27 protein-coding genes and 3 tRNA genes are annotated in these 20,430 nt (G+C 67.1%); 7 read left to right on the top strand and 23 right to left on the bottom strand.

Going from position 1 to position 20,430, the window contains the following annotated elements; genetic code table 11:
- Position 1 precedes the first annotated feature (1 nt).
- The 11 genes from ABD683_RS11995 to ABD683_RS11945 form a co-directional block, all read right to left on the bottom strand.
- A complete protein-coding gene (locus tag ABD683_RS11995; protein WP_425548504.1) occupies positions 2 to 847 on the bottom strand; it encodes an MlaE family ABC transporter permease in 846 nt (281 codons plus the stop codon).
- A gap of 3 nt (positions 848 to 850) precedes the next feature.
- Positions 851 to 1,627 carry an MlaE family ABC transporter permease gene (locus ABD683_RS11990; protein ID WP_344770193.1) on the bottom strand — a complete coding sequence of 259 codons (777 nt, stop codon included), beginning with the start codon at positions 1,625 to 1,627 and terminating at the stop codon, positions 851 to 853.
- Positions 1,628 to 1,661: 34 nt separating this feature from the next.
- Complete coding sequence (locus ABD683_RS11985; protein ID WP_344770192.1) at positions 1,662 to 2,621, bottom strand: ABC transporter ATP-binding protein; 960 nt, start codon at positions 2,619 to 2,621, stop codon at positions 1,662 to 1,664.
- A gap of 296 nt (positions 2,622 to 2,917) precedes the next feature.
- The gene (gene rplL / locus ABD683_RS11980) at positions 2,918 to 3,313 is read right to left on the bottom strand and encodes a 50S ribosomal protein L7/L12 (protein ID WP_344770191.1); all 396 of its coding nucleotides are present in this window, start codon (positions 3,311 to 3,313) and stop codon (positions 2,918 to 2,920) included.
- 53 nt (positions 3,314 to 3,366) lie between these two features.
- Complete coding sequence (gene rplJ, locus ABD683_RS11975) at positions 3,367 to 4,056, bottom strand: 50S ribosomal protein L10 (protein WP_344770190.1); 690 nt, start codon at positions 4,054 to 4,056, stop codon at positions 3,367 to 3,369.
- A gap of 269 nt (positions 4,057 to 4,325) precedes the next feature.
- Positions 4,326 to 5,135 (bottom strand): SCO4651 family lipoprotein, encoded by an 810-nt coding sequence (locus ABD683_RS11970; RefSeq protein ID WP_344770189.1) that lies wholly within the window; start codon positions 5,133 to 5,135, stop codon positions 4,326 to 4,328.
- Positions 5,136 to 5,274: 139 nt separating this feature from the next.
- On the bottom strand, positions 5,275 to 5,991 hold the full coding sequence (gene rplA, locus ABD683_RS11965) for a 50S ribosomal protein L1 (protein WP_344770188.1): 717 nt from the start codon (positions 5,989 to 5,991) through the stop codon (positions 5,275 to 5,277).
- Between the two features lie 85 nt (positions 5,992 to 6,076).
- Positions 6,077 to 6,505 (bottom strand): 50S ribosomal protein L11, encoded by a 429-nt coding sequence (rplK, locus tag ABD683_RS11960; RefSeq protein ID WP_344770187.1) that lies wholly within the window; start codon positions 6,503 to 6,505, stop codon positions 6,077 to 6,079.
- Between the two features lie 49 nt (positions 6,506 to 6,554).
- Positions 6,555 to 7,457, bottom strand: coding sequence for a transcription termination/antitermination protein NusG (gene nusG / locus ABD683_RS11955; RefSeq protein ID WP_344770186.1), 903 nt, complete (start codon positions 7,455 to 7,457; stop codon positions 6,555 to 6,557).
- Positions 7,458 to 7,467: 10 nt separating this feature from the next.
- The gene (gene secE / locus ABD683_RS11950; protein ID WP_344770185.1) at positions 7,468 to 7,686 is read right to left on the bottom strand and encodes a preprotein translocase subunit SecE; all 219 of its coding nucleotides are present in this window, start codon (positions 7,684 to 7,686) and stop codon (positions 7,468 to 7,470) included.
- Between the two features lie 35 nt (positions 7,687 to 7,721).
- Positions 7,722 to 7,794: transfer RNA gene (locus tag ABD683_RS11945), tRNA-Trp, on the bottom strand.
- A 138-nt stretch (positions 7,795 to 7,932) separates the two neighbouring features.
- Here ABD683_RS11945 and ABD683_RS11940 point away from each other — a divergent pair.
- The 3 genes from ABD683_RS11940 to ABD683_RS11930 are packed head-to-tail and all read left to right on the top strand — an operon-like array spanning position 7,933 to position 9,798.
- Positions 7,933 to 8,958 carry an adenosine deaminase gene (locus ABD683_RS11940; RefSeq protein ID WP_344770184.1) on the top strand — a complete coding sequence of 342 codons (1,026 nt, stop codon included), beginning with the start codon at positions 7,933 to 7,935 and terminating at the stop codon, positions 8,956 to 8,958.
- Positions 8,955 to 9,251: a hypothetical protein gene (locus ABD683_RS11935; RefSeq protein WP_344770183.1), complete on the top strand. Its 297-nt coding sequence runs from the start codon at positions 8,955 to 8,957 to the stop codon at positions 9,249 to 9,251. Before ABD683_RS11940 ends, ABD683_RS11935 begins: the two co-directional genes overlap by 4 nt.
- Before the next feature lie 25 nt (positions 9,252 to 9,276).
- Positions 9,277 to 9,798 carry a DUF4190 domain-containing protein gene (locus tag ABD683_RS11930; protein WP_344770182.1) on the top strand — a complete coding sequence of 174 codons (522 nt, stop codon included), beginning with the start codon at positions 9,277 to 9,279 and terminating at the stop codon, positions 9,796 to 9,798.
- Here the strand turns inward: ABD683_RS11930 and ABD683_RS11925 are convergent.
- The 5 genes from ABD683_RS11925 to ABD683_RS11905 all read right to left on the bottom strand — a co-directional run bounded on the left by ABD683_RS11925 (position 9,795) and on the right by ABD683_RS11905 (position 12,418).
- A complete protein-coding gene (locus tag ABD683_RS11925) occupies positions 9,795 to 10,814 on the bottom strand; it encodes a UDP-N-acetylmuramate dehydrogenase (RefSeq protein ID WP_344770181.1) in 1,020 nt (339 codons plus the stop codon). The genes ABD683_RS11930 and ABD683_RS11925 overlap by 4 nt on opposite strands.
- A 90-nt stretch (positions 10,815 to 10,904) precedes the next feature.
- Entirely contained in the window at positions 10,905 to 11,075 is a 171-nt protein-coding gene (gene rpmG / locus ABD683_RS11920; RefSeq protein ID WP_344770180.1) for a 50S ribosomal protein L33, read from the bottom strand.
- Positions 11,076 to 11,126: 51 nt separating this feature from the next.
- Positions 11,127 to 11,200 (bottom strand) — tRNA-Met (locus ABD683_RS11915).
- A gap of 52 nt (positions 11,201 to 11,252) precedes the next feature.
- Positions 11,253 to 11,325 (bottom strand) — tRNA-Thr (locus tag ABD683_RS11910).
- 61 nt (positions 11,326 to 11,386) lie between these two features.
- Positions 11,387 to 12,418, bottom strand: a complete 1,032-nt coding sequence (locus tag ABD683_RS11905; RefSeq protein WP_344770179.1) for a quinone-dependent dihydroorotate dehydrogenase — start codon at positions 12,416 to 12,418, stop codon at positions 11,387 to 11,389.
- Positions 12,419 to 12,473: 55 nt separating this feature from the next.
- On the opposite strand from ABD683_RS11905, the gene ABD683_RS11900 reads away from it, so the two are divergent.
- Positions 12,474 to 13,028, top strand: a complete 555-nt coding sequence (locus ABD683_RS11900; protein ID WP_344770178.1) for an isochorismatase family protein — start codon at positions 12,474 to 12,476, stop codon at positions 13,026 to 13,028.
- Between the two features lie 13 nt (positions 13,029 to 13,041).
- On the top strand, positions 13,042 to 13,512 hold the full coding sequence (locus tag ABD683_RS11895; RefSeq protein ID WP_344770177.1) for a heme-degrading domain-containing protein: 471 nt from the start codon (positions 13,042 to 13,044) through the stop codon (positions 13,510 to 13,512).
- Here ABD683_RS11895 and ABD683_RS11890 read toward each other — a convergent pair.
- From ABD683_RS11890 to ABD683_RS11865, 6 genes are all read right to left on the bottom strand, one after another.
- The gene (locus tag ABD683_RS11890; protein ID WP_344770176.1) at positions 13,497 to 16,040 is read right to left on the bottom strand and encodes a DUF4153 domain-containing protein; all 2,544 of its coding nucleotides are present in this window, start codon (positions 16,038 to 16,040) and stop codon (positions 13,497 to 13,499) included. The two genes, ABD683_RS11895 and ABD683_RS11890, sit on opposite strands and share 16 nt — an antisense overlap.
- Positions 16,037 to 16,720, bottom strand: a complete 684-nt coding sequence (locus ABD683_RS11885) for a response regulator (RefSeq protein WP_344770175.1) — start codon at positions 16,718 to 16,720, stop codon at positions 16,037 to 16,039. Before ABD683_RS11885 ends, ABD683_RS11890 begins: the two co-directional genes overlap by 4 nt.
- 64 nt (positions 16,721 to 16,784) lie before the next feature.
- Positions 16,785 to 17,291 (bottom strand): SRPBCC domain-containing protein, encoded by a 507-nt coding sequence (locus ABD683_RS11880; protein WP_344770174.1) that lies wholly within the window; start codon positions 17,289 to 17,291, stop codon positions 16,785 to 16,787.
- Positions 17,288 to 17,614 carry an ArsR/SmtB family transcription factor gene (locus tag ABD683_RS11875; protein ID WP_344770173.1) on the bottom strand — a complete coding sequence of 109 codons (327 nt, stop codon included), beginning with the start codon at positions 17,612 to 17,614 and terminating at the stop codon, positions 17,288 to 17,290. Before ABD683_RS11875 ends, ABD683_RS11880 begins: the two co-directional genes overlap by 4 nt.
- A gap of 126 nt (positions 17,615 to 17,740) precedes the next feature.
- A complete protein-coding gene (locus ABD683_RS11870) occupies positions 17,741 to 18,124 on the bottom strand; it encodes a limonene-1,2-epoxide hydrolase family protein (protein ID WP_344770172.1) in 384 nt (127 codons plus the stop codon).
- A 115-nt stretch (positions 18,125 to 18,239) separates the two neighbouring features.
- Entirely contained in the window at positions 18,240 to 18,407 is a 168-nt protein-coding gene (locus ABD683_RS11865) for a hypothetical protein (RefSeq protein ID WP_344770171.1), read from the bottom strand.
- A 249-nt stretch (positions 18,408 to 18,656) separates the two neighbouring features.
- Here ABD683_RS11865 and ABD683_RS11860 point away from each other — a divergent pair, with 249 nt between their 5' ends.
- Positions 18,657 to 19,598, top strand: coding sequence for an iron-containing redox enzyme family protein (locus tag ABD683_RS11860; protein ID WP_344770170.1), 942 nt, complete (start codon positions 18,657 to 18,659; stop codon positions 19,596 to 19,598).
- Positions 19,586 to 19,786 carry a CDGSH iron-sulfur domain-containing protein gene (locus ABD683_RS11855; RefSeq protein WP_344770169.1) on the top strand — a complete coding sequence of 67 codons (201 nt, stop codon included), beginning with the start codon at positions 19,586 to 19,588 and terminating at the stop codon, positions 19,784 to 19,786. The genes ABD683_RS11860 and ABD683_RS11855 overlap by 13 nt, the downstream gene beginning before the upstream one ends.
- On the opposite strand, the gene ABD683_RS11850 is transcribed toward ABD683_RS11855, so the two are convergent.
- Complete coding sequence (locus ABD683_RS11850; RefSeq protein WP_344770168.1) at positions 19,739 to 20,425, bottom strand: methyltransferase; 687 nt, start codon at positions 20,423 to 20,425, stop codon at positions 19,739 to 19,741. The genes ABD683_RS11855 and ABD683_RS11850 overlap by 48 nt on opposite strands.
- Positions 20,426 to 20,430 lie beyond the last annotated feature (5 nt).

The raw sequence follows: 20,430 nt of genomic DNA, 5'->3' as shown, positions 1-20,430 counted from the left end.
GTCAGCCCGCCAATCTGACGGTCACGTTGGTGCCCCAGATCGCCATGGAGGCGAGGAGGTCGACGACGTTGATCGCCACGATCGAGGTACGTACGGCAAGGCCCACGGCCACACCCACGCCGGCCGGCCCGCCGCTGGCGTAGTAGCCGTAGTAGCAGTGGATCATGATCACGACGATCGCGAAGATCAGGACCTTGGCGAATGACCACAGCACGTCTTGCGGTGGCAAGAACGTCGTGAAGTAGTGGTCATAGGTGCCCGCACTTTGCCCGTTGATCTTGGTGATCGTCAGCCTCGTCGCGAAATAAGACGAGAGCAGGCCGACGATGTAGAGGGGCACGACGGCGATGAGACCGGCGATGACGCGCGTCGTCACCAGGAACGGCAGCGACGGGATCGCCATGACCTCAAGGGCATCGACCTCCTCGCTGATGCGCATGGCGCCGAGCTGCGCGGTGAAGCCGCAGCCGACGGTTGCGGCGAGTGCGATGCCGGCGACGATGGGGGCGATCTCGCGGGTGTTGAAGTAGGCGGAGACGAATCCGGTGAGCGCAGCCGTACCGAGCTGGTCGAGCGCGGCATAGCCCTGGATGCCGACCTCGGTTCCGGTGAAGAAGCACATCGCTGCGATGACGCCGACCGTGCCGCCGATGACGGCGAGCGACCCGGATCCGAGCGCGACCTCGGCGAGGAGTCGGATGATCTCCTTGCCGTAGTTGGCGATCGTACGAGGCACCGACTTGACGACGCGGATGTAGAAGAGCATCTGGCGACCGAGGTCGTCGATGGCTCCGTTGAGCTTGCCCGGGACTGCCGCGATTGCGGACAGAGTTGTCCTGTCAGACATCGGCTACATCCCCTTCGGTGGGACGAGCTGGATGTAGATCGCCGAGATGAAGAAGTTGACGATGAACAGCAGGGTGAACGTGATGACGACGGCCTCGTTGACCGCGTCGCCGACACCCTTCGGGCCGCCTTTGGCGTTCATGCCCTTGTAGGACGCGACGATCGCGGCGATGAAGCCGAAGATGAGGGCCTTGACCATGCCTTGATACATGTCGGGCAGCTGTGCGAGCGCCGTGAAGGACGCCAGATAGGCGCCCGGCGTGCCGTCCTGCAGGACGACGTTGAAGACATATCCGCCGGCGACGCCGACCACCGTGACCAGGCCGTTGAGGAACACCGCAACCAGCATGCAGGCGAGGACGCGCGGGACGACGAGGCGCTGGATCGGGTCGATGCCGAGCACCATCATGGCGTCGAGCTCTTCACGGATGCGGCGGGCTCCGAAGTCTGCGGCGATGGCGGAGCCGGCGGCACCTGCGATGAGCAGGGCACACGCGATGGGGCCGGCCTCGCGCACGACCGCGAGGACCGCGGCGGAGCCGGTGAAGGACTGCGCGCCGAACTGCTTGATCAGTCCGCCGACCTGCAGCGCGATGACGGCACCGAACGGGATCGACACGAACGCCGTGGGGATGATCGTGACCTTGACGATGAACCACGCCTGGAGGAGGAACTCCTTCAGCTGGAACGGCCGTCGGAACAACGCGACGATCACGTCGAGCATGAAGGCGAAAAGGTTGCCGGCGACTCTCGCAGGTCCGGCGATGACGGCGGTACTCATGCCGTCACCTCAGCTTTCGATCGCGGGCTTGCTGTCACGCAGCACCGCCGGCCGCCATCGGCATCTTCTCACCGAAGGAGCCAGCGGGGGCGATGACACCGTTCTCGCGGCACCACGCGCCTGCCTCGCGCTGGGCGCGTCGCGGACGACCGTCCGACGGCTCGAGCTGCAGCGGCACTGGCGGGAGCGGGGGCATCTCGATGCCAACCTCGGAAGCCAGCTCGTCGGCGTCCTTCTCCTCCGACATCCCGATGGGACCAACCGTCTGGGCGTTGAGGAACTGGGCGACGACCGGCTCGTCGGACGTCAGCAGCATCTCGCGCGGTCCGAACATCGCCAGGTGACGGTGGTAGAGCAGGCCGATGTTGTCGGGCACCGTACGAGCCGTGTTGACGTCGTGGGTCACGATCAGGAACGTCGCGTCGATCTGCGCGTTGAGGTCGATGAAGAGCTGGTTGATGTAGGACGTACGGACCGGGTCGAGGCCCGAGTCGGGCTCGTCGATCAGCAGGATCTCAGGGTCGAGGACCAGGGCACGGGCCAGACCGGCGCGCTTGCGCATACCGCCGGAGATCTCACCGGGCAGCTTGTTCTCCGCGCCGACCAGACCCGTGAGCTCCATCTTGTCCATCACGATGGTGCGGATCTCGGACTCGGACTTGCGGGTGTGCTCGCGCAGCGGGAAGGCGACGTTGTCGTAGAGGTCCATCGAGCCGAACATCGCGCCGTCCTGGAACAGCACGCCGAACAGCTTGCGGATCTCGTAGAGATCCTTCTCGGAGCAGTTGGCGATGTCGGTGCCCTCGATGAACACGTGACCCGAATTGGGCTTGAGCAGCCCGATCAGGGTCTTGAGGAAGACCGACTTGCCGGTTCCGGACGGGCCGAGCATCACGGAGATCTCACCTGCTGGGAGGGTCAGTGAGACATCTGCCCAGATGGTCTGGCTGCCGAACTTCTTGGTCAAGCCTTCGACGACGACTTCAACGCCCACGGACGGCCCTCCTCGTTCCCGTGGTTCGCCGGGATGTTCCGGCGAAAACTGATTCATCTTAGATCGGTGATCTGAGACACACTGCCTAACGAGATATTGCAGCCGAGGTTACGTGCGGGCGACCCCAGATGAACGTCTCGTTACTGCCCAGTAGTCAGGGCAACCGGTCCAAGGTAACTCAGAGTGACAGCGAGACCAACAGATAGCGACGATCATCTTGGGTCCCGGTCGCCCAGACATGGCACAAGGCGCCCCCTCCGAAGAGGGGACGCCTTGTGACAGGGTTCAGCTGAGCGTCACTTGACCGTGACGGTGGCGCCGGCGGCCTCGAGGGCCTCCTTGGCCTTGTCAGCCGCTTCCTTGTTGGCCTTCTCGACGACAGGCTTCGGTGCGCCCTCGACGAGGTCCTTGGCCTCCTTGAGACCCAGGCCGGTGATCGTACGAACTTCCTTGATGACCTGGATCTTCTTGTCACCAGCGGCTTCGAGGATGACATCGAACTCATCCTGGTCGCCCGCAGCGTCGCCACCGGCGGCAGCGCCACCGGCAGCAGCCGGTGCAGCAGCCACGGCAGCCGGAGCGGCCGCGGTGACGTCGAAGGTGTCTTCGAATTCCTTCACGAACTCAGAGAGCTCGATGAGGGTCATTTCCTTGAATGCATCCAGCAGGTCGCCGGTGCTGAGCTTCGCCATGGTGGCGTCCTTTCGTTGGAGACCCCGAGGGGGTCCCGATGTGAATCGGGCTTTCAGCCCTCGGTTGCCTCGGCGTCGGCAGACGCCTCGACTGCGGCCTCAGCGGGTGCCTCGGCTTCGGGTGCCGCGTCGGCCACGGGGGCCTCGACGGCAGGTGCTTCCTCGGCCACAGGGGCCTCGGCAGCGGGGGCGGCAACAGGCTCGGGGCCCGCAGCCAGGATCGACGGATCGCTGGCGGCCTTCGCCTGCAGGGCGCCGAGAACTCGGGCGGCCTGCGACAGCGGGGCGTTGAACAGCGATGCGGCGTTCGACAGGCTGGCCTTCATGCCACCTGCGAGCTTGGCGAGGAGGACCTCGCGCGACTCGAGGTCGGCCAGCTTGTTGATCTCAGCAGCAGTGATGGACTTCCCGTCAAGGAAGCCACCCTTGATGATGAGGGGCTTGTTGTCCTTCGCAAAGTCGCGCAGACCCTTGGCCGCCAGCACCGGATCACCGGTGATGAAGGCGATCGCCGTGGGGCCGGTGAGCAGACTCGTGTCGAGGTCAACTCCCGCGTCCTTGGCGGCAATCTTGGTCAGCGTGTTCTTGGCGACGGCATAGCTCACGTTCTCACCGAGTGTGCGCCGCAGTTCCTGCAGCTGCTTCACGGTGAGACCGCGGTACTCGGTCAGGACGGCGCCGTTGGACTCGCGAAAACTTGTCGCAAGCTCGGCAACCGCAGCTGTCTTCTCCGCGTTGGCCATGTGTCTCCTTCCAGCACCAGTGGTCGTACGAGGACTGCGACCCCATGACTGACATGGAACCGACACGAAAAAACGTCCCGGCGCAGGGCACGGGACGCTGAGTTAACTGCGATTCGCAACCTGCGCGGGCCGCCCGTTCGGGCACTTCGGGCGACTCTCTCGAGCCACCAACCTGCGGTCTTCGGTACGTCAAGGATAGGGCACTCCCCCCGTCCGGCAAAATCCGCCGAGATCAGAGGCCGCCAGCGGCCGGGAGTCGGGCACGTCGGTCAGACTGAGGGCACGGACCCCATGAGAGCGCCGAGGTCCTTGTCGGAGACCTCGTCGGCGGACGGTGCCTTGATGTCAACCGGCTCCCCCCACTTGGAGTAGTCGATCGTCGACGTGGACCCGGCGATCTCGAACTCCATGCGGCGCATCAGCTTGTCGGATCCGACATACAGCGTGTAGACCAAGGTCTTGGGAAACTGTGCGGTCGCCTCGGCAGGCAGGTCGCTGAAGGCCTTGATCTTGCTGGTGTCGACCTTCACCTCGTAGGGCTGCGCCTCGACGCCGTCGATCGTCTGCGGGGCGCCCTTCTTCTCGAACGATGTCACCGCATCCTTGAGGTCAGCCATCTGCTTGGCCGGATCCATCTGGTCGAGGATCTGCCCGTACTGCTTGGCGAACGGGTTGTCCGCATCGGTCAGGTCGATCTTGAGGTACTTGCCCTGTGTCATCTGGCCCATGTTCATGTAGAGCACCTTGTCCACCAGCCGCATGTCGAGCTTGATCGACGAGCCCATGTCCATCGTCATCGTCAACGAGCTGTCGGCGGGAGTCTCACCCACCGCGACATCACCAGTCGCCTTGATGGACTGTCCGGCCACCCCGATCGCCATCGTGACGTGTGCGGACCTGGCCTTGGCCTGCGAGTCGGTCAGCGCCTGGGCGAAGTTGGCAGCGGTGAGGGTGGTGGCACCGCCCACGGCCGAGCTGGGCGCGTCGCCGGCAGAGTCCTTGTCGCCACACGCCGACAGGGACAGCACGGCCAGCAGGACGACGGAAACGACGGAGAAGAGCTTGCGCGTGATCGCCATGCCTGCAGAATACGCGGCCGAGCGCACCGCCACACCAGCCAGGCGCCCGCTACGCAGGCACGAGAGTACGCAGGCTTTCCCGGACGAGACTGGCCCCACATCGATGTCGATGTGGGGCCAGCTCGATGTCGACTGAGGCTCAGGCCTCTTCGTCGACCGAGTAGTTCTTGGTGCGCGCCGGGTCGACCGGGATGCCAGGACCGTTGGTGGTCGAGACGGTGATCTTCTTGACGTAGCGACCCTTGGAGCTGGCCGGCTTGAGACGCAACACCTCGTCGAGCGCTGCGCCATAGTTCTCGGCGAGCTGCTCGGCGCTGAACGACGCCTTGCCGATCACGAACTGCAGGTTGGCGTGACGATCGACGCGGAACTCGATCTTGCCGCCCTTGATGTCACCAACGGCCTTCGCGACATCCGTCGTGACGGTGCCGGTCTTGGGGTTGGGCATCAGGTTGCGCGGACCGAGGACGCGGCCGAGACGACCGACCTTGCCCATCATGTCGGGTGTCGCGACGACGGCGTCGAAGTCGAGCCATCCTTCGTTGACCTTGTCGACCAGCTCGTCGGCTCCGACGTGGTCGGCTCCGGCCTCACGGGCAGCGTCGGCGTTCGCGCCGGTGGCAAAGACCAGGACCCTGGAGGTCTTGCCGGTGCCGTGCGGGAGGTTGACGGTGCCGCGCACCATCTGGTCGGCCTTGCGGGGATCGACGCCGAGGCCGATCGCCACGTCGACGGTCGAGTCGTACTTCTTGCTGCCCGACTCCTTGGCCAGCGTGGTGGCCTCGAGGGGTGTGTGGAGCTTGTTCTTGTCGATCTTGTCGGCAACCGCGCGGTATGCCTTGGAGTGCTGTGCCATCTTCTGGTACTTCCTTCTTGTGTTGACCAGTCGTGGTCTGAACGGGCCCAGCCGGCCCTGCCACTACTTCTGGGGTTGGTTGTTGCTAGTCCGTCGTGACGCCCATCGAGCGCGCAGTGCCCTCGACGATCTTCATGGCGGCGTCGATGTCGGTGGCATTGAGGTCAGGCATCTTGGTCGTGGCGATCTCGCGGATCTGGTCCTTGGAGATCTTGCCGACCTTGTCCTTGTGCGGGACGGACGAGCCCTTCTGCAGGCCGGCGGCCTTCTTGATCAGCTCAGCCGCCGGAGGCGTCTTGGTGATGAAGCTGAAGGTGCGGTCCTCGTAGATCGTGATCTCGACCGGTACGACGTTGCCGCGCATGGACTCCGTGGCCGAGTTGTAGGCCTTGCAGAATTCCATGATGTTGACGCCGTGGGGGCCGAGCGCGGTGCCGACGGGCGGCGCCGGGTTGGCCATACCGGCCTGCAGCTGCACCTTGACGATGGCTGCAACTTTTTTCTTGGGAGGCATTTCTTGGGTCCTTGTGTGAATGGTTGTTGCGTGGTGGGTGCCGGTTGGCTCAGACCTTCTGGATCTGGGTGAAGCTGAGCTCGACCGGAGTCTCGCGACCGAAGATCTCGACCAGGGCCTTGACCCGCTGTGCGTCGATGTTGATCTCGGTGATGGTCGCGTGCAGCGTGGCGAACGGTCCATCGACGACCATGACCGAGTCGCCGACGACGAAGTCGGTGAACTCGACCTTGGAGGCCTTGGCCTGCTGCTTCTCGGGGGCGTCGGCTGCCGTGGCAACCTCTGCCTCCACTGCCGGGGCGAGCATGCTCTCGACCTCGGCAAGACTGAGGGGCACCGGCTGGTGGGAGTTGCCCACGAATCCGGTGACGGACGGCGTGTGGCGCACGACGCCCCACGACTCATCGGTGAGGTCCATGCGGACCAGGACGTAGCCGGGGAGGACGGTGCGCTTGACGAGCTTGCGCTGGCCGTTCTTGATCTCGGCGACCTCTTCGGTCGGCACGACGACCTCGAAGATGAAGTCCTCGGCGTTGAGCGACGTGGTGCGGTTCTCGAGGTTGGCCTTCACACGCTTCTCCATGCCGGAGTAGGTGTGCACGACGTACCAGTCGCCGATCTGGTTGTGGAGGCGCTCGCGGAACTCGGCGAGAGCGTCGGCTACCGGCTCGTCTCCCTCGACGACCTCGGCTGCCTCGTCGGTGGAGCCCTCGGCCGGAGCCTCGTCGGTCGCGTCAGCAGCGTCCTCGGTGGAAGCGTCCTCAGCGACGACGTCCTCGGCGGAAGCACCGTCGACCTCGGCGACGGCATCCTCTGACGGGGCGATGTCGTCTGCGGGAGCGTCCTCGACCGGGGCGTCCTCGACGACGTCCTCGACCTCGGGGGTCACGGAGTCCAGCTCGGAGACCTCGTCGGTCTCTGAGCTGGTCTGCGGGTTGGTGCCTTGAGTCACAAAAAGTCCTTTACGCGAAAATCCAGAACATGGCCTTGCCGAACCCGAAGTCGAGTCCGGCAACGATCGCCATCATGATGAGCACGAACACGAGCACGACCCAGAAGTAGTTGACGACCTGCGGACGGGTCGGCCACACCACCTTCTTGAGCTCGGCAATGACCTGCCGGTAGAACGTGGTCGGCGACGTACGGCCTGACTTGCCGGTCACCTCATGCCGTTCGCTCACGGTTCTCCTTCGTCATTCGTTGGTGTTGCTTCTTGCAGGGCACGAGGGACTTGAACCCCCAACCTTCGGTTTTGGAGACCGATGCTCTGCCAGTTGAGCTAGTGCCCTAGGTCGATCTCACGCGTCGGCCACACCGAGTTGAGGGCATGACGATCTAGCGTGAAATTTCACCGGTGGGTCAAGTGTACGGGGTGGTCCGGGCACTAGTCGAACTGAGTCGGCCGCGCATGCTGGCATCATGCGGATATGGGCTTTCGCGCTGTCTCGTCGTTGCCCAAGGCCCATCTCCACCTCCACTTCACCGGGTCGATGCGGCACTCGACGCTGCTCGAGCTCGCCGAGCGCGACGGCATACGGCTGCCGGCGTCGCTGGTCGAGGAGTGGCCACCAGAGCTCGTCGCGACCGACGAAAAGGGATGGTTCCGCTTCCAGCGCCTCTACGACCTCGCCCGCTCGGTGCTGCGCACGGAGAACGACGTACGCCGACTGCTCCTCGAGGCTGCTCTCGACGATGCCGCCGACGGCTCGGTGTGGACCGAGATCCAGGTCGATCCGTCGGGCTACGGCGCGAAGTTCGGCGGCGTCACCGCCTTCACCGATCTGGTGATCGACGCGGTGCGGGACGCCTCACAGCAGGCCGGCATCGGCATGGGGCTCGTCGTGGCGGCCAACCGTACCCGCCACCCGCTCGACGCGCGTACGCTCGCCCGACTCTCAGCGCAGTACGCCGGCCGGGGCGTGCTCGGATTCGGCCTGTCCAACGACGAGCGCCGCGGCAACACCGCGGACTTCGCCCGAGCGTTCGCGATCGCAGAACGCGCGGGACTCGCCCTGCTCCCCCACGCGGGTGAGCTGCGCGGACCCCAGCACGTCATCGAGTGCCTCGACCACCTGCACCCCAACCGCCTCGGTCATGGCGTTCGCGCAGCCGAGGACGACGCGCTGCTCGGTCGGCTCGCCGAGTCCGGGGTCGCCCTCGAGGTGTGCCCGACGTCCAACGTGTCACTCGGCGTGTTCAGCACGCTGGAGGAGGTGCCCGTACGCAGGCTCGTCGCGGCGGGGATCGACGTCGCCCTCGGCGCCGACGACCCCTTGCTGTTCGGCTCACGCCTGGCGGGTCAGTACGCCGTGCTGCGCGCGGCCCAGGACTTTGACGACGCGGAGCTCGCCGAGCTGGCGCGGATGTCGATCCGTGCCTCGTACGCGCCGCCCGAGATCGCCGAGCCGGCGCTCGCCGCGATCGACACCTGGCTCGCGACGGAACCCCCATGACCCGGCACCCACTGGCCAAGAGGTCGATGACGCTTGGCCTGATCGGGCTGGTGGGGCTCTTCTGCCTGGTCGTCCCCGTGCTGCTGTGCCCGTTCGCCTGGTACTACGGAGCCGTGGCCCGCCGCGAGATCGACCGCGCTCCGGGACGGTGGGACGGCCGCAACGACGCGACGACCGGGATGGTGTGCGGGATCGTCGGCTCCGCCCTGCTCGGGGTCATCGTGATCGTCGGCGCCTTCGCGCTCGGCTCGATGGCGCTGCTGCTCGGCTTCGAGGGTGGCTATTCCAAGTGACCCCGATTGTGGGAGTGTGTGCGCCATGAGTGACGAGTCGCAGGAGACACCGCCGCAGGGTGAGCAGCCCAACTACGGACAGGTTCCCGGCGCCTATCCGCCGCCCGGCGCCACCCCGCCGCCTCCGCCGCAGTACCCGCCGGGCCAGTACCCGCCGCCCGGCTACCAGCCCGCCGGCCAGTACCCGCCCGGCCAGTACGGCTACCAGCCCGTCTACGCCGCCCCGAAGCACCCACAAGCGACCCTCGCGATGGTGCTCGGCATCATCGGCCTGACGAGCCTGATGTGTTACATCACCGCGGTCGTCGCGCCGTTCGCCTGGTGGATCGGTGCCAAGGCGCAGAAAGAGATCGACGCCAACCCGGGCCAGTACGACGGACGCGGCGAGGCACAGGCCGGCAAGATCATGGGCATCATCGGGACGGTCCTGCTGATCCTCGGGATCATCGTCATCGCCGGATTCGTGACCCTTTTCATCGCGTCGTCGGACTTCCGCGAGGGCTTCGACGAGGGTTATGACGACTACAGCATCCTCGGGGCCTTCTAGAGCTCGCAGCCGACGAGCACGGGCTCGTTGACCAGGGTGACGCCGTAGGTGTCGCGCACGCCATCGCGGATCTCGCGCGCCAGCGCGAGCAGCTCTTGCGTCGTGGCCCCGCCGCGGTTGGTGAGCGCCAGCGCGTGCTTGGTCGACAGCGTCGCGTTGCCGGTGCCGTAGCCCTTGGCGAAGCCGGCGCGGTCGATCAGCCACGCCGCGCTGGTCTTGACCGTGCCATCGGGCTGCGCGAACTGCGGAGCACCGTCGGGCAACGACGCGGCCTCCGATGCGGTCAGGACCGGGTTGGTGAAGAACGACCCCGCGCTCCACGTGTCGTGATCGGCCTCGTCGAGCACCATGCCCTTGGCGCGCCGCAGCTCCAGCACGGCTTCACGTACGTCCCTCGCCGGCGCGCGTCGGCCGATCTCCACGCCGAGAGATCGGGCCAGCTCGGCGTACGCGATGGGCTCACTCAGGTCGCCGAGTGCGAGCTGGAAGGAGACCGAGAGGACGACGTGGCGCTGCGGCTCGCGCTTGAACCGGGACGACCGGTAGGTGAACCCACAGTCGGCCGCGGCGAAGGTACGCACGGCTCGGTCGAACCTGTCGTAGGCGCGCACCGACGCGATGGTCTGCGAGACCTCTTGGCCGTAGGCGCCGACGTTCTGGATCGGGGTGGCACCGGTCGAGCCGGGGATTCCGGACAGCGCCTCGACGCCGACCCACCCCTCGTCGACGGCACGCGAGACGACGCCGTCCCAGGGCTCGCCCGCCGCGATCGTGACCATGGCGCCGCTGCACGCATCGGCATCGACCGTGATGCCACGGGTGAGGACACGTACGACCGTGCCGTTGAACCCCTCGTCGGCGACCACGAGGTTGGAGCCTCCGGCGACGAGGAGAAGTGGATCGGCGGCCTCGTCGGTGATGCGTACGACGTCGATCAGCTCGGCCTCGGTCGTCGCGTCGAGGACCGCCTTGGCGGGCCCGCCGAGACGCAGAGTCGTCAGGTCGGCCAGGTCCATGGGCGCGACGCTAGCAGCCACGAGTGCCCCGAGAACGACGAAGGCTCCCTCCGGCCGGAGCCGTGGGAGCCTGCGTACGTGCGCGGAGGATCAGCGCGTCTCGCGGTGCAGCCGGTGCGTCTTGCAACGCGGGCAGAACTTGTTGAGGTCGAGACGATCGGGATCGTTGCGACGGTTCTTCTTGGTGATGTAGTTGCGTTCCTTGCACTCGGTGCAGGCCAAGGTGATCTTGGGACGAACGTCTGAGCTCTTGCTGGCCACGAGGGTGCCTCTTCTTGATCGATGATGCTGCGGGTCTTGCGTGTCGTGCGGTAGCTGGGGCGGGACTCGAACCCGCGACCCCACGATTATGAGTCGTGTGCTCTGACCGACTGAGCTACCCAGCCGCGGGCACGAGTTGCCCCGTGTCCACAGGACTCCGTGGTGCCAGAGTCCCAGAGCCCCTTTACGGAATCGAACCGTAGACCTTTTCCTTACCATGGAAACGCTCTACCGACTGAGCTAAAGGGGCAAGCCGACGTCCCAAGATACACGGTGAGGTGCCCTATTTCGAAATCGGGTCCACGCCTGCCTCAGGCGGGTTTGGACGCCGCTGCGAGACGGGATGCCCAGAGCGGTCCTTCGTAGATGAAACCGGTGTATCCCTGCACCAGATCGGCCCCCGCATCGAGGCGTGCACGTACGTCGTCGGGCGTCGTCACGCCGCCGACCGAGATGATCGCGAGCCGGTCACCGACTCGTCGCCGCAGACGTACGAGGACCTCGGTCGCGCGGTCGTTGAGCACCGGACCCGAGAGCCCACCGGCCCCTGCGGCCTCGATCGTCCGGCGCGATGTCTTGAGGGAGTCGGGGCGGCTGATCGTCGTGTTGGTCGCACTGATGCCGTCGAGCCCGAGCTCGAGCGCCAGGTCGGCCACGGCATCGATGTCGGCGTCGGCGAGGTCGGGCGCGATCTTGACCACGAGGGGTACGCGGCCCCCGTGGGCGCGATCGCTCACCTCCTTGACCGCGGCGAGGAGCGGCCGGAGCTCGTCTGTGGCCTGCAGGTCACGAAGTCCCGGGGTGTTGGGCGATGACACGTTGACCACGAGATAGCTGGCGTACGGGGCGAGCAGCCGAGCGCTCTCGACGTAGTCGGCGATCGCGTCGGCTGGCTCGGTGGCCTTGGTCTTGCCGATGTTGACGCCGATCACGGCGCCCCGGCCGGCCTTCCTGCGGCGCAGCCGGTGCAGTCGTGCGGCAACGGCTGCGGCCCCGTCGTTGTTGAAGCCCATGCGGTTGACGATCGCTCGGTCGTCGACGAGCCGGAAGAGCCGCGGCCTGGGGTTGCCGGGTTGGGCGCGGGCGGTCACCGTGCCGATCTCGACGTGACCGAAGCCCAGCGCCAGGAGACCGGGCACGGCCTTCGCGTTCTTGTCGAAACCAGCCGCCAGGCCGAACGCATGGGGGAACTCAATGCCCATCACGGTCCGCGGCGCATGCGTCTTGCGGATGCCGGCTGACGACGCGAATCGGCCCGCCCTGATCGCGGCGAATCCGCGCTCGTGGGCCTTCTCGGGATCCATGCGGCTGAAGACGGCGTCGAAGAAGGCGCGATAGACCACGGGCGTCAGCCTATAGGCAGGTGCCGATGTCGGACCGGGCGCTTAGCGTGGTGCCATGAGCACACTGAACGGCCGTGACAACACCGCACTCGTCGTGATCGACGTGCAGGTCGGCGTCGTCGCCGAGGCACACGAGCGCGACGCGGTGGTCGCCAACATCGGCACCCTGGTCGACAAGGCACGCGACGAGGGCGTGCCGGTCGTGTGGGTGCAGCACTCCGACGAGGACATGCCGAAGGGCACCCCTGAGTGGCAGTACGTCCCCGAGCTCACGATCAACGAGTCCGAACCGGTGGTGCACAAGTCATATGGCGACTCGTTCGAGGGCACCGACTTCGAGGACGTGCTGGCGGCAGCCGGCATCAGCCACCTCGTCGTCGCCGGCGCGCAGACCGACGCCTGCATCCGCTCGACGATCCACGGCGCGTTCACCCGCGGCTACGACGTGACGCTGGTCGGCGACGCGCACACGACCGAGGACCAGAGCTCACGAGGCGCGCCCACCCCGGACCTGGTCATTGCCCACACCAACCGCTATTGGCAGTTCCAGGAGGCGCCCGGGCGCTCGGCTGCAGTCACCTCGACCCAGGACGTCTCGTTCACCGGGTGACAGACTCTGCTCCATGACTGAGCTGCTCAGCGAGCTGGAACGACAAGAACGCCAACTCGTCTTCGACACGTTCGACGAGAGCACCGCGTGGACGGTGGGCGTCGCCCTCCGGGACGCAGGCCTGGCGGCGGGCCTGCCGATCGCCATCTCGATCCGGCGCAACGGCCAGGAGCTGTTCCACGCCGCCCTGCCCGGAGCCTCCGCCGACAACGACGGGTGGCTCGCCCGCAAGGCGGCCGTGGTCGACCGCTACGGCCAGTCATCCCTGCGAGTCGGCGAGACGTTCCGGTCACGCGGCCAATCGTTCGACACCGACTCGCGCCTCGACACCGCGACGTACGCCGCTCACGGTGGCGCGTTCCCGATCCTGATCAGGAGCACCGGCTGCATCGGCTCGATCGCGGTCTCGGGCCTCCCCCAGCTCGACGACCACCAGCTGGTCATCGACACGTTGGAGAAGCTCCTCGGTCAGCGATCGGTCTGACCCGGGCAGTCCTGCCGGTAGGTCCAGTTGTCGCCGTCCTTGTCGACGATCGCGGTGGCGCGGGCTCGGCCGAGGTTCCACTCCAGCCAGTCGTCGTCGCTCGTGCCGTCATACCGGGTCAGCGCGCAGCCGACCTCGTCAGCCGGCAGCTTCGAGAGCGTCGGTACGGCGTCGTCCGACAGGGTCTGCAGATAGGTCCAGTCGATCTTGCCGGTGGTCTCGTACCGGTCGATGTTCTGCCTGGCCACCCAAGCCTCCGGGTTGATCAGCGCGAAGGCGAGCAGCAGCGCGACTCCACTGAAGAGGCCGAAACGCGGCAGCCATGAAGCCTTGAGCGCGACACCGCCGACCATGGTGGCGACGACCAGGAGGCCCAGCCAGCCCTCGAAGATGTCGACGAGCACACGAAGCACCGTGAATCCGTACGCATCCTGGTAGACGTCCATCCGGTGGAGCGCGGACGCGACGACGACGAGCGTCAGCGCACAGAGCACGCCGAGCGAGATGCGGACCCACATCCGGTCCTCGGCGGTCTCCCGCGGCGCCTTGCGTGACGCAGCCCAGACCACGAGGAGGGTGAGGGCCGTGGCGACCGTGAGCTGGCCGAAGCCCTGGTGGACGTACTCGGCATAGGTCAGCCCGGTGGTGCGCTCGAGGTAGTCGTGGCCGCCGAAGATCACGGCCGCCTGCGCCACGAGGAACACGGCGAACACGGCGTCGACGACCAGGACGGGTGCCAGCCACTCGAAGCGGTTGGCAACCGGGCGGGCGGGGAGCTCGATGCGACCCGGCTCCGGCGGATTCTGGGCGAGGTAGGTGCCGGCGAGGACGACACCACCAACCGCGAAGGTGAGGAAGAGGCGCAGGGCCAGGTCGTCGGAACCGAAGTCTGGTACGAGGGCTCCGACCCACTCGGCGAACAGCGCGTCGGCCGAGCCGAGGAGCAGGGCGAACACCGTGAGCGCGACGACGGACAGGACGATCGTGCGTACGAGCGCCAGCTTGTTGCCCTGTCCCGAGAGGCTGCGCAGCGTCCGGCCGAGCCACGGCATGCCACGCAGCGCCGAGAGCGGCCAGGCGATCACACTGAGGGCAAACGCACCTACATTCCTGCCGCCGACCAGGCCGACGGCGCTCACCACGGCGCCGGTCAGGATGCAGAGCACCGAGATCCATTCGGCGTCACGCAGAACCGTCATCGACGCCAGTGCCACGCAAACCGCGGCGCAGGCCATCGTGAAACGCTCCTTGCGCCGGCGGCTCGCGGCGAAGAGCACACCACCGGCGGCCAGGAGCACGAGGAAGTACGCCAGCCCGATGTCGCGGAACGGCAGGATCAGCCCGGCGAGCACGCCGACGCCGACGGCGCCGAACAGGAGCGGAGGGTTGGCGGGCAGCGTGCGCTCGGGCCACACGTCGCCGAACAGCCACTCCGCCGTCGAGGTGGGCTTGTCCTGGGACGGCTCGGCGACCGTCGTCGCCCTCGGTGGTGTCGGTGCGCTCATGGGGATCTCCTTGGGGGTGACGGGTGCCGGGTCGAGGGGGAGGTCGGCCCGAACGTGGGCACCTCGCTCGTCGGGTTCGGTGAAGCGGATCGTGCCGCCGTGCAGGTCGGTGACCCAGCGGGCGATTGCCAGCCCGAGGCCGGTGCCTCCCCCACCGCTCGAGGCGCTGAGCGTGCCGAATCGTTCGAACGCGCGTTCACGATCGCCCGGTGCGACGCCCGGGCCCTCGTCGGTGACGTCGAGGTGCCAATGGTCGTCGCCGAGCTGCGCGCCGAGCCGGACCACTCCACCGGGCGGGCTGTGGCGCGAGGCATTGTCGAGGAGGTTGGCGACGAGCTGGCGCAGCCGGGCGAGATCACCCTGCACGTGGAGGTCGGCAGGACTGACCTCGACCTCGTACGTCACGTCGCGGCCGCCGACCCGGATCTCGGAGACTGCGGAGTGGAGCAGCACTGTGACGTCGACGTCCTCGCGCTCCAGCGGCGTCTTGCCCGCGTCGACGCGAGAGAGGTCGAGCAGGTCGGTCACGAGGGCCGTCATGCGTTCGCCCTGCGCGACGGCTGCGCGCAGCGTCGCGGGATCCGGCTGGGTCACGCCGTCGGCGAGGTTCTCGAGCACGGCGGACAGCGCGGCCAGCGGCGTACGGAGCTCGTGGCTGACGTTGGCGACGAGCTCGCGGCGGTGACGGTCGACCTCGGCGAGGTCCTCCGCCATCGAGTTGAAGGCACGCGCAAGCTCGCCGACCTCGTCTCGCGAGGTGGCGGTGACCCGTACCGAGTGGTCGCCTGTCGCCATCCGGCTCGCGGCATGTGTCATCTCGCGCAGCGGCGAGGTCATGCCGACCGCAAGGAGCTGGGTGACGGCGAGGGCGAGCACGATCGTGACCGGGATGCTGAGGAGGACGGGTACGCCGCCGGCGGAGCCGATGCTGGCCACGACGATCGCCACGACGACGCTGGCCACCACCAGCAGGCCCAGCTTGACCTTGACCGAGCGGACGACGTCGAGCGGCCGGACGGTCATGATCCGACTTCGAAGGCGTAGCCGACGCCATGCACGGTGCGCACGCGGTCGGCGCCGATCTTGGCGCGCAGGGCCTTGACGTGGCTGTCGACCGTACGTGTGCCGGAGGCGTCGGCCCAGCCCCACACCTCGTCCAGCAGACGTTCGCGAGTGAGGACGACACCGGGGTTCATGGCGAGGCAGAGCAACAGGTCGAACTCGGTCGGTGTCAGGTGCACCTCGACGTCGGCCACCCAGACGCGTCGCGCGGCGGCATCGACGCGGACGTCGCCGAGATCGGTGGCACCGCGTACGGCCAGCTCCGCGGCGCGGTCGACCCGGCGCAGGAGCGCAGCGACGCGGGCAACCAGCTCGCGCATGCGGAACGGCTTGGTGAGGTAGTCGTCAGCACCCACGGCCAGGCCGACCAGGATGTCTGCCTCGTCGTCGCGTGCCGTGAGCATGAGCACGGGCACGGGGCGCACGGCCTGGATGCGCCGGCACACCTCATGGCCGTCGAAGCCCGGGAGCATGACATCGAGAAGCACCAGGTCGGGATCGCTCGCGGTGAACGCCTCCACGGCGCCGGGCCCGTCGTACGCCCGGACCACGTCATAGCCCTCGGCGACCAGCCGATCGGTGACGGCTGCGTTGATGACGGGCTCGTCCTCGACCAGCAGGATCCGACGCGTGGGGCTCATGTCCCTCAGCGTAGGAGCCTGACTGGTCGGGATTCGGGGACGACGTGTGAAGGTTGTGTGCAGATCAGCGCAGCTGGCGGACGAGCTCCTCGTAGGCGGGGGTCAGCTCGGTCCAGCGCAGCGACCAGGTGCCGCACTCCCCGTTCGCGAGATGCGTGGCGAGATCCTCGAGGTGCGCCTGCCAGCCGGCTCCGTGGCCCGCGATCGCGCGCAGCGGGATGCCGCGCTCCTCGATGACGAGCCGGGTCTTGTCGCCCTCGGCGGTCAGCACCGCCTCGATGACGGTCTCGTCGTCGGTGCCGGGTGTCATGGTCACGAGCAGCCGTTGACCCTGCTCGCACACCTCGATGCGGCCGGGTCCGTCCCAGCTGCTGGTGAACGTCGCATGGAACTCCCCACCGAGGCGCAGGTCACCGGTGACGGTGACGAGCCATCGGGCGAGCCGGGCCGGATCGGTGATGGCGTTCCACAGGTCGGCAAGGTCAGTGTCGAACACGTCCTCGACGCGTACGGTCCCGGTGTCCGCGCGGTGGGGGTGCAAGCTGGCCAGCAGTGGCGTCTGCGTCGTCATGTCGTCCCCTTCCTCGCCCGCTTGCCGCGGGCAATCTCGGTGTGAAGTGCATCGAGCCGCTGCTCCCACAGCTCGCGGTAGCGACCGAGCCATGCATCGACGTCAGCCAGCGGTTCGGGGCGCAGCGAGTAGATGCGCCACTGAGCCTCCTGGCGTACGTCGACCAGCCCCGCCTCGCGCAGCACTCGAAGGTGGCGCGAGACCCCGGGCCGAGCGATGGGGAGACCCGCCGCTAGCTCGCCCACCGTCGCGGGGCTGTCGCGGAGCATCTCGAGCATCGTGCGTCGGCTCTCGTCCGACAGCGCGTTGAGCACAGCATCCATCGTCTGAATGTACCCATATGGTTATGTACCCGTCAAGATACATTCGGGAGGCGATGCGCAGGCCCAGACGACGGGTTGCGGCGCGTAGGCCTGCTGATCCAGCGCGGCACGCAGGACCGGGACGGGTCAGGACAGTCCGAGCCCTGACCTGAGCGTGGCGTGGTCGTAGTACTCGCGCCACACGTGGACGAGGCCGTCCTCGATCTCCAGCACGCCGACCACGGGCATCGCGCCGGTGTGGCCGCCGATCACGAAGTTGTCGACGCGCTCGAGGAACACCGATCCGTTCACGACACCGGCGTTGCGGATCACGATGTTGATCTCGGAGGCGGCGTCACAGAGCTTGCCGATGCGCTTGCGCAGCGCGGGACGGCCTGTCGTCGGCTCGGCCTCCATCATCAGGTGCATCTGGCCGTCCTCGGCGAACATCTCGATGACCTTGTCGATGTCGATGTCGTTCCACGCCTGGATCATCTCGAGTGCGGTGGCGAGCCGTGCGTCGTCGTCCATGATGTCCTTCTCCGGAGTCGCTTGCTTAGTTGAAGCAATGGAACCACACGCGACGGCGAGCTCCGCCACCCCTTCGCCTCAGCCCGCTTGCTGGCGGGTACGACCGTGGCGACGACTACTTGTCCTCGACCGGGTCCGGCGCAGCAATGTCGTCACGCGACTCGCTGGGCGGCACGATCTCGGGCTCCTGCTGGTCTGGGTCCAGCGGGACCTCCGGGTCGTCTCCGGGTACGGCGTCCGGCTCGAGATCCGGATCCTGTGGCTCGATCGGAATGCTGGTCATCGGCTCGTCCTTTCTGTGAGGCCACCGACGTACCCCACCGCTGGAGTGACATTCGTCCCGGTTCGGACGCGGCGGCACGGGGTACTCCCTCCACATCCGTGACGCAAAGGCGGACGCAGCACCACGCAGAGGAACTCCCATGACGGACCAGCTCGTACTCGATCCTCCACCCCCACCACTCGACGACTCATCCCCCGGATTCCTCGACTGCCGCGGCGAATGGCAGTCGCTCCAAGACCGGGACCGCGCATGCTGACTCCCAAAGGACGAGGCTCCCTGAGCGAGGTCGTCTTCGAGTCCATGCGCGAGCCGTCGGGCTGGGACGCCGTCCTCCGCACCATCGCAGACGACGATGACGACCTCCAGATCACCCTGTGGGCGCTGTACGAGCTCCACTACCGCGGCTTCGACGACGTCGACGACGACCTCGAGTGGCAGCCGGAGCTGATCGAGCTGCGCCGATCGCTCGAGTCGGCCTTCGAGGCCTCTCTGCGTGACCGGTTCACGACCCCCGTGCCGCAGGGCGATCTCGCGGAAAGCCTGTTCGCGTACGTCGAGGAGCACGACGGTCCCTCGCTCGCTCGACACGTCCAGCGCGACGCCGACCACGAGCAGGTGCTGGAGCTGCTCCGCATGCGCTCGATCTATCACCTCAAGGAGTCCGACCCCACGGCCTGGGTCGTCCCCCGCCTGCCCGTCCGTACCCAGGCAGCGCTGATGGAGCTGCAGTTCGACGAGTACGGGTGCGGCGATCCCCACCGCCTCCACGCCGAGCTGTTCGCCCGCGGAATGGACGCGTGCGGGCTTCGTCCTGAGTACGGCGCCTACATCGATGATGCGCCCATCGAGATCCTCGAGCAGAACAACGCGATGTCGCTCTTCGGTCTGCATCGGCGGCTTCGCGGTGCGGCGCTGGGTCACCTCGCGGCCTTCGAGATGACGAGCAGCATCCCGTCACGACAGATCGCCCAAGGCCTCAGCCGGCTCGAGCTGCCCGCGGCGATGGCCGACTACTACCTCGAGCACGTGGAGGCCGACGCGGTGCACGAGCAGCTCGCCGCCCGTACGATCTGCGGGTCACTGATTGAGGACGAACCCGAGCTGCGTGAGGACGTCTTCTTCGGCGCCTTCACATGCCTCGACCTTGAAGCGAGATTCGCCCACCGGATGCTGCACGAATGGGCCGCATGACCCACGAGCACCCCGACGTGATCCTGTGCCCCGACGGACCACTGCTGCTGCGCGGGGACCACGTCGTCGAGGACCCCGACGGAGTGGCGCACCCAACGACGCGACCGGTCAGCGCGGTGTGCCGGTGCGGCAAGTCGGCATCACAGCCGTGGTGCGACGGGACGCACAAGCTGCTGCCCGGCAGATGACTCACGCGAGAGGCGAGCCAGCACCCCACGCTCGTACGTCCTGACCTCGCGCACCCGCAGCGTCGAACTCTCTTCGAGGTGGGCTGCGATGACGTCCGCCTGGGCGGTCGTGCCGAGCTGCAGTATCGCGGCTCCACCCTCCGCGAGGTGCGTGTCCACGACACGACAGCAGGCCCGGGCGAGGTCGAGTCCGTCGTTGCCGCCGTCGATCGCGATCACCGGGTCTTCCGGATAGCTGGTCACGTACGGCGACGCGACCCATGGCGGGTCGGCGATGATCAAGGCGTACGTCTCGTCGTCCGCGACGACCGCCTCCATACTCCCCTGCCGGATCTCGACGCGATGTCCCATCAGGGCCGCATCGGCGTTGCGCCGCGCCATCTCGCACGCAGCTGGGTTGAGGTCCACCATCACCAGCTCGCGTCGGCCGTCCGCGACGGCGCACAGGCCGATGTGCCCGACACCCGAGCACAGCTCGAGCACCGGCCCGTCTGGCAGTTGCCGGAGCAGCTCAGCGGACCAGATCGACTGCGCGAGCGTCCAGGGCCGTGGAGTCAGCACCCGATCGTCGTAGATGACCGTCAGGCCGCCGAAGTCCATCAACGCATCCTGCTTGTCATCCCACATCGTCAGGCTCATGCCTT

It is taken from the genome of Aeromicrobium panaciterrae (genome assembly GCF_039537165.1).
Taxonomy (GTDB): domain Bacteria; phylum Actinomycetota; class Actinomycetes; order Propionibacteriales; family Nocardioidaceae; genus Aeromicrobium; species Aeromicrobium panaciterrae.
The sequence above is the reverse complement of the archived record's forward strand: the minus strand, read 5'-3'. Positions and strand labels throughout refer to the sequence as shown.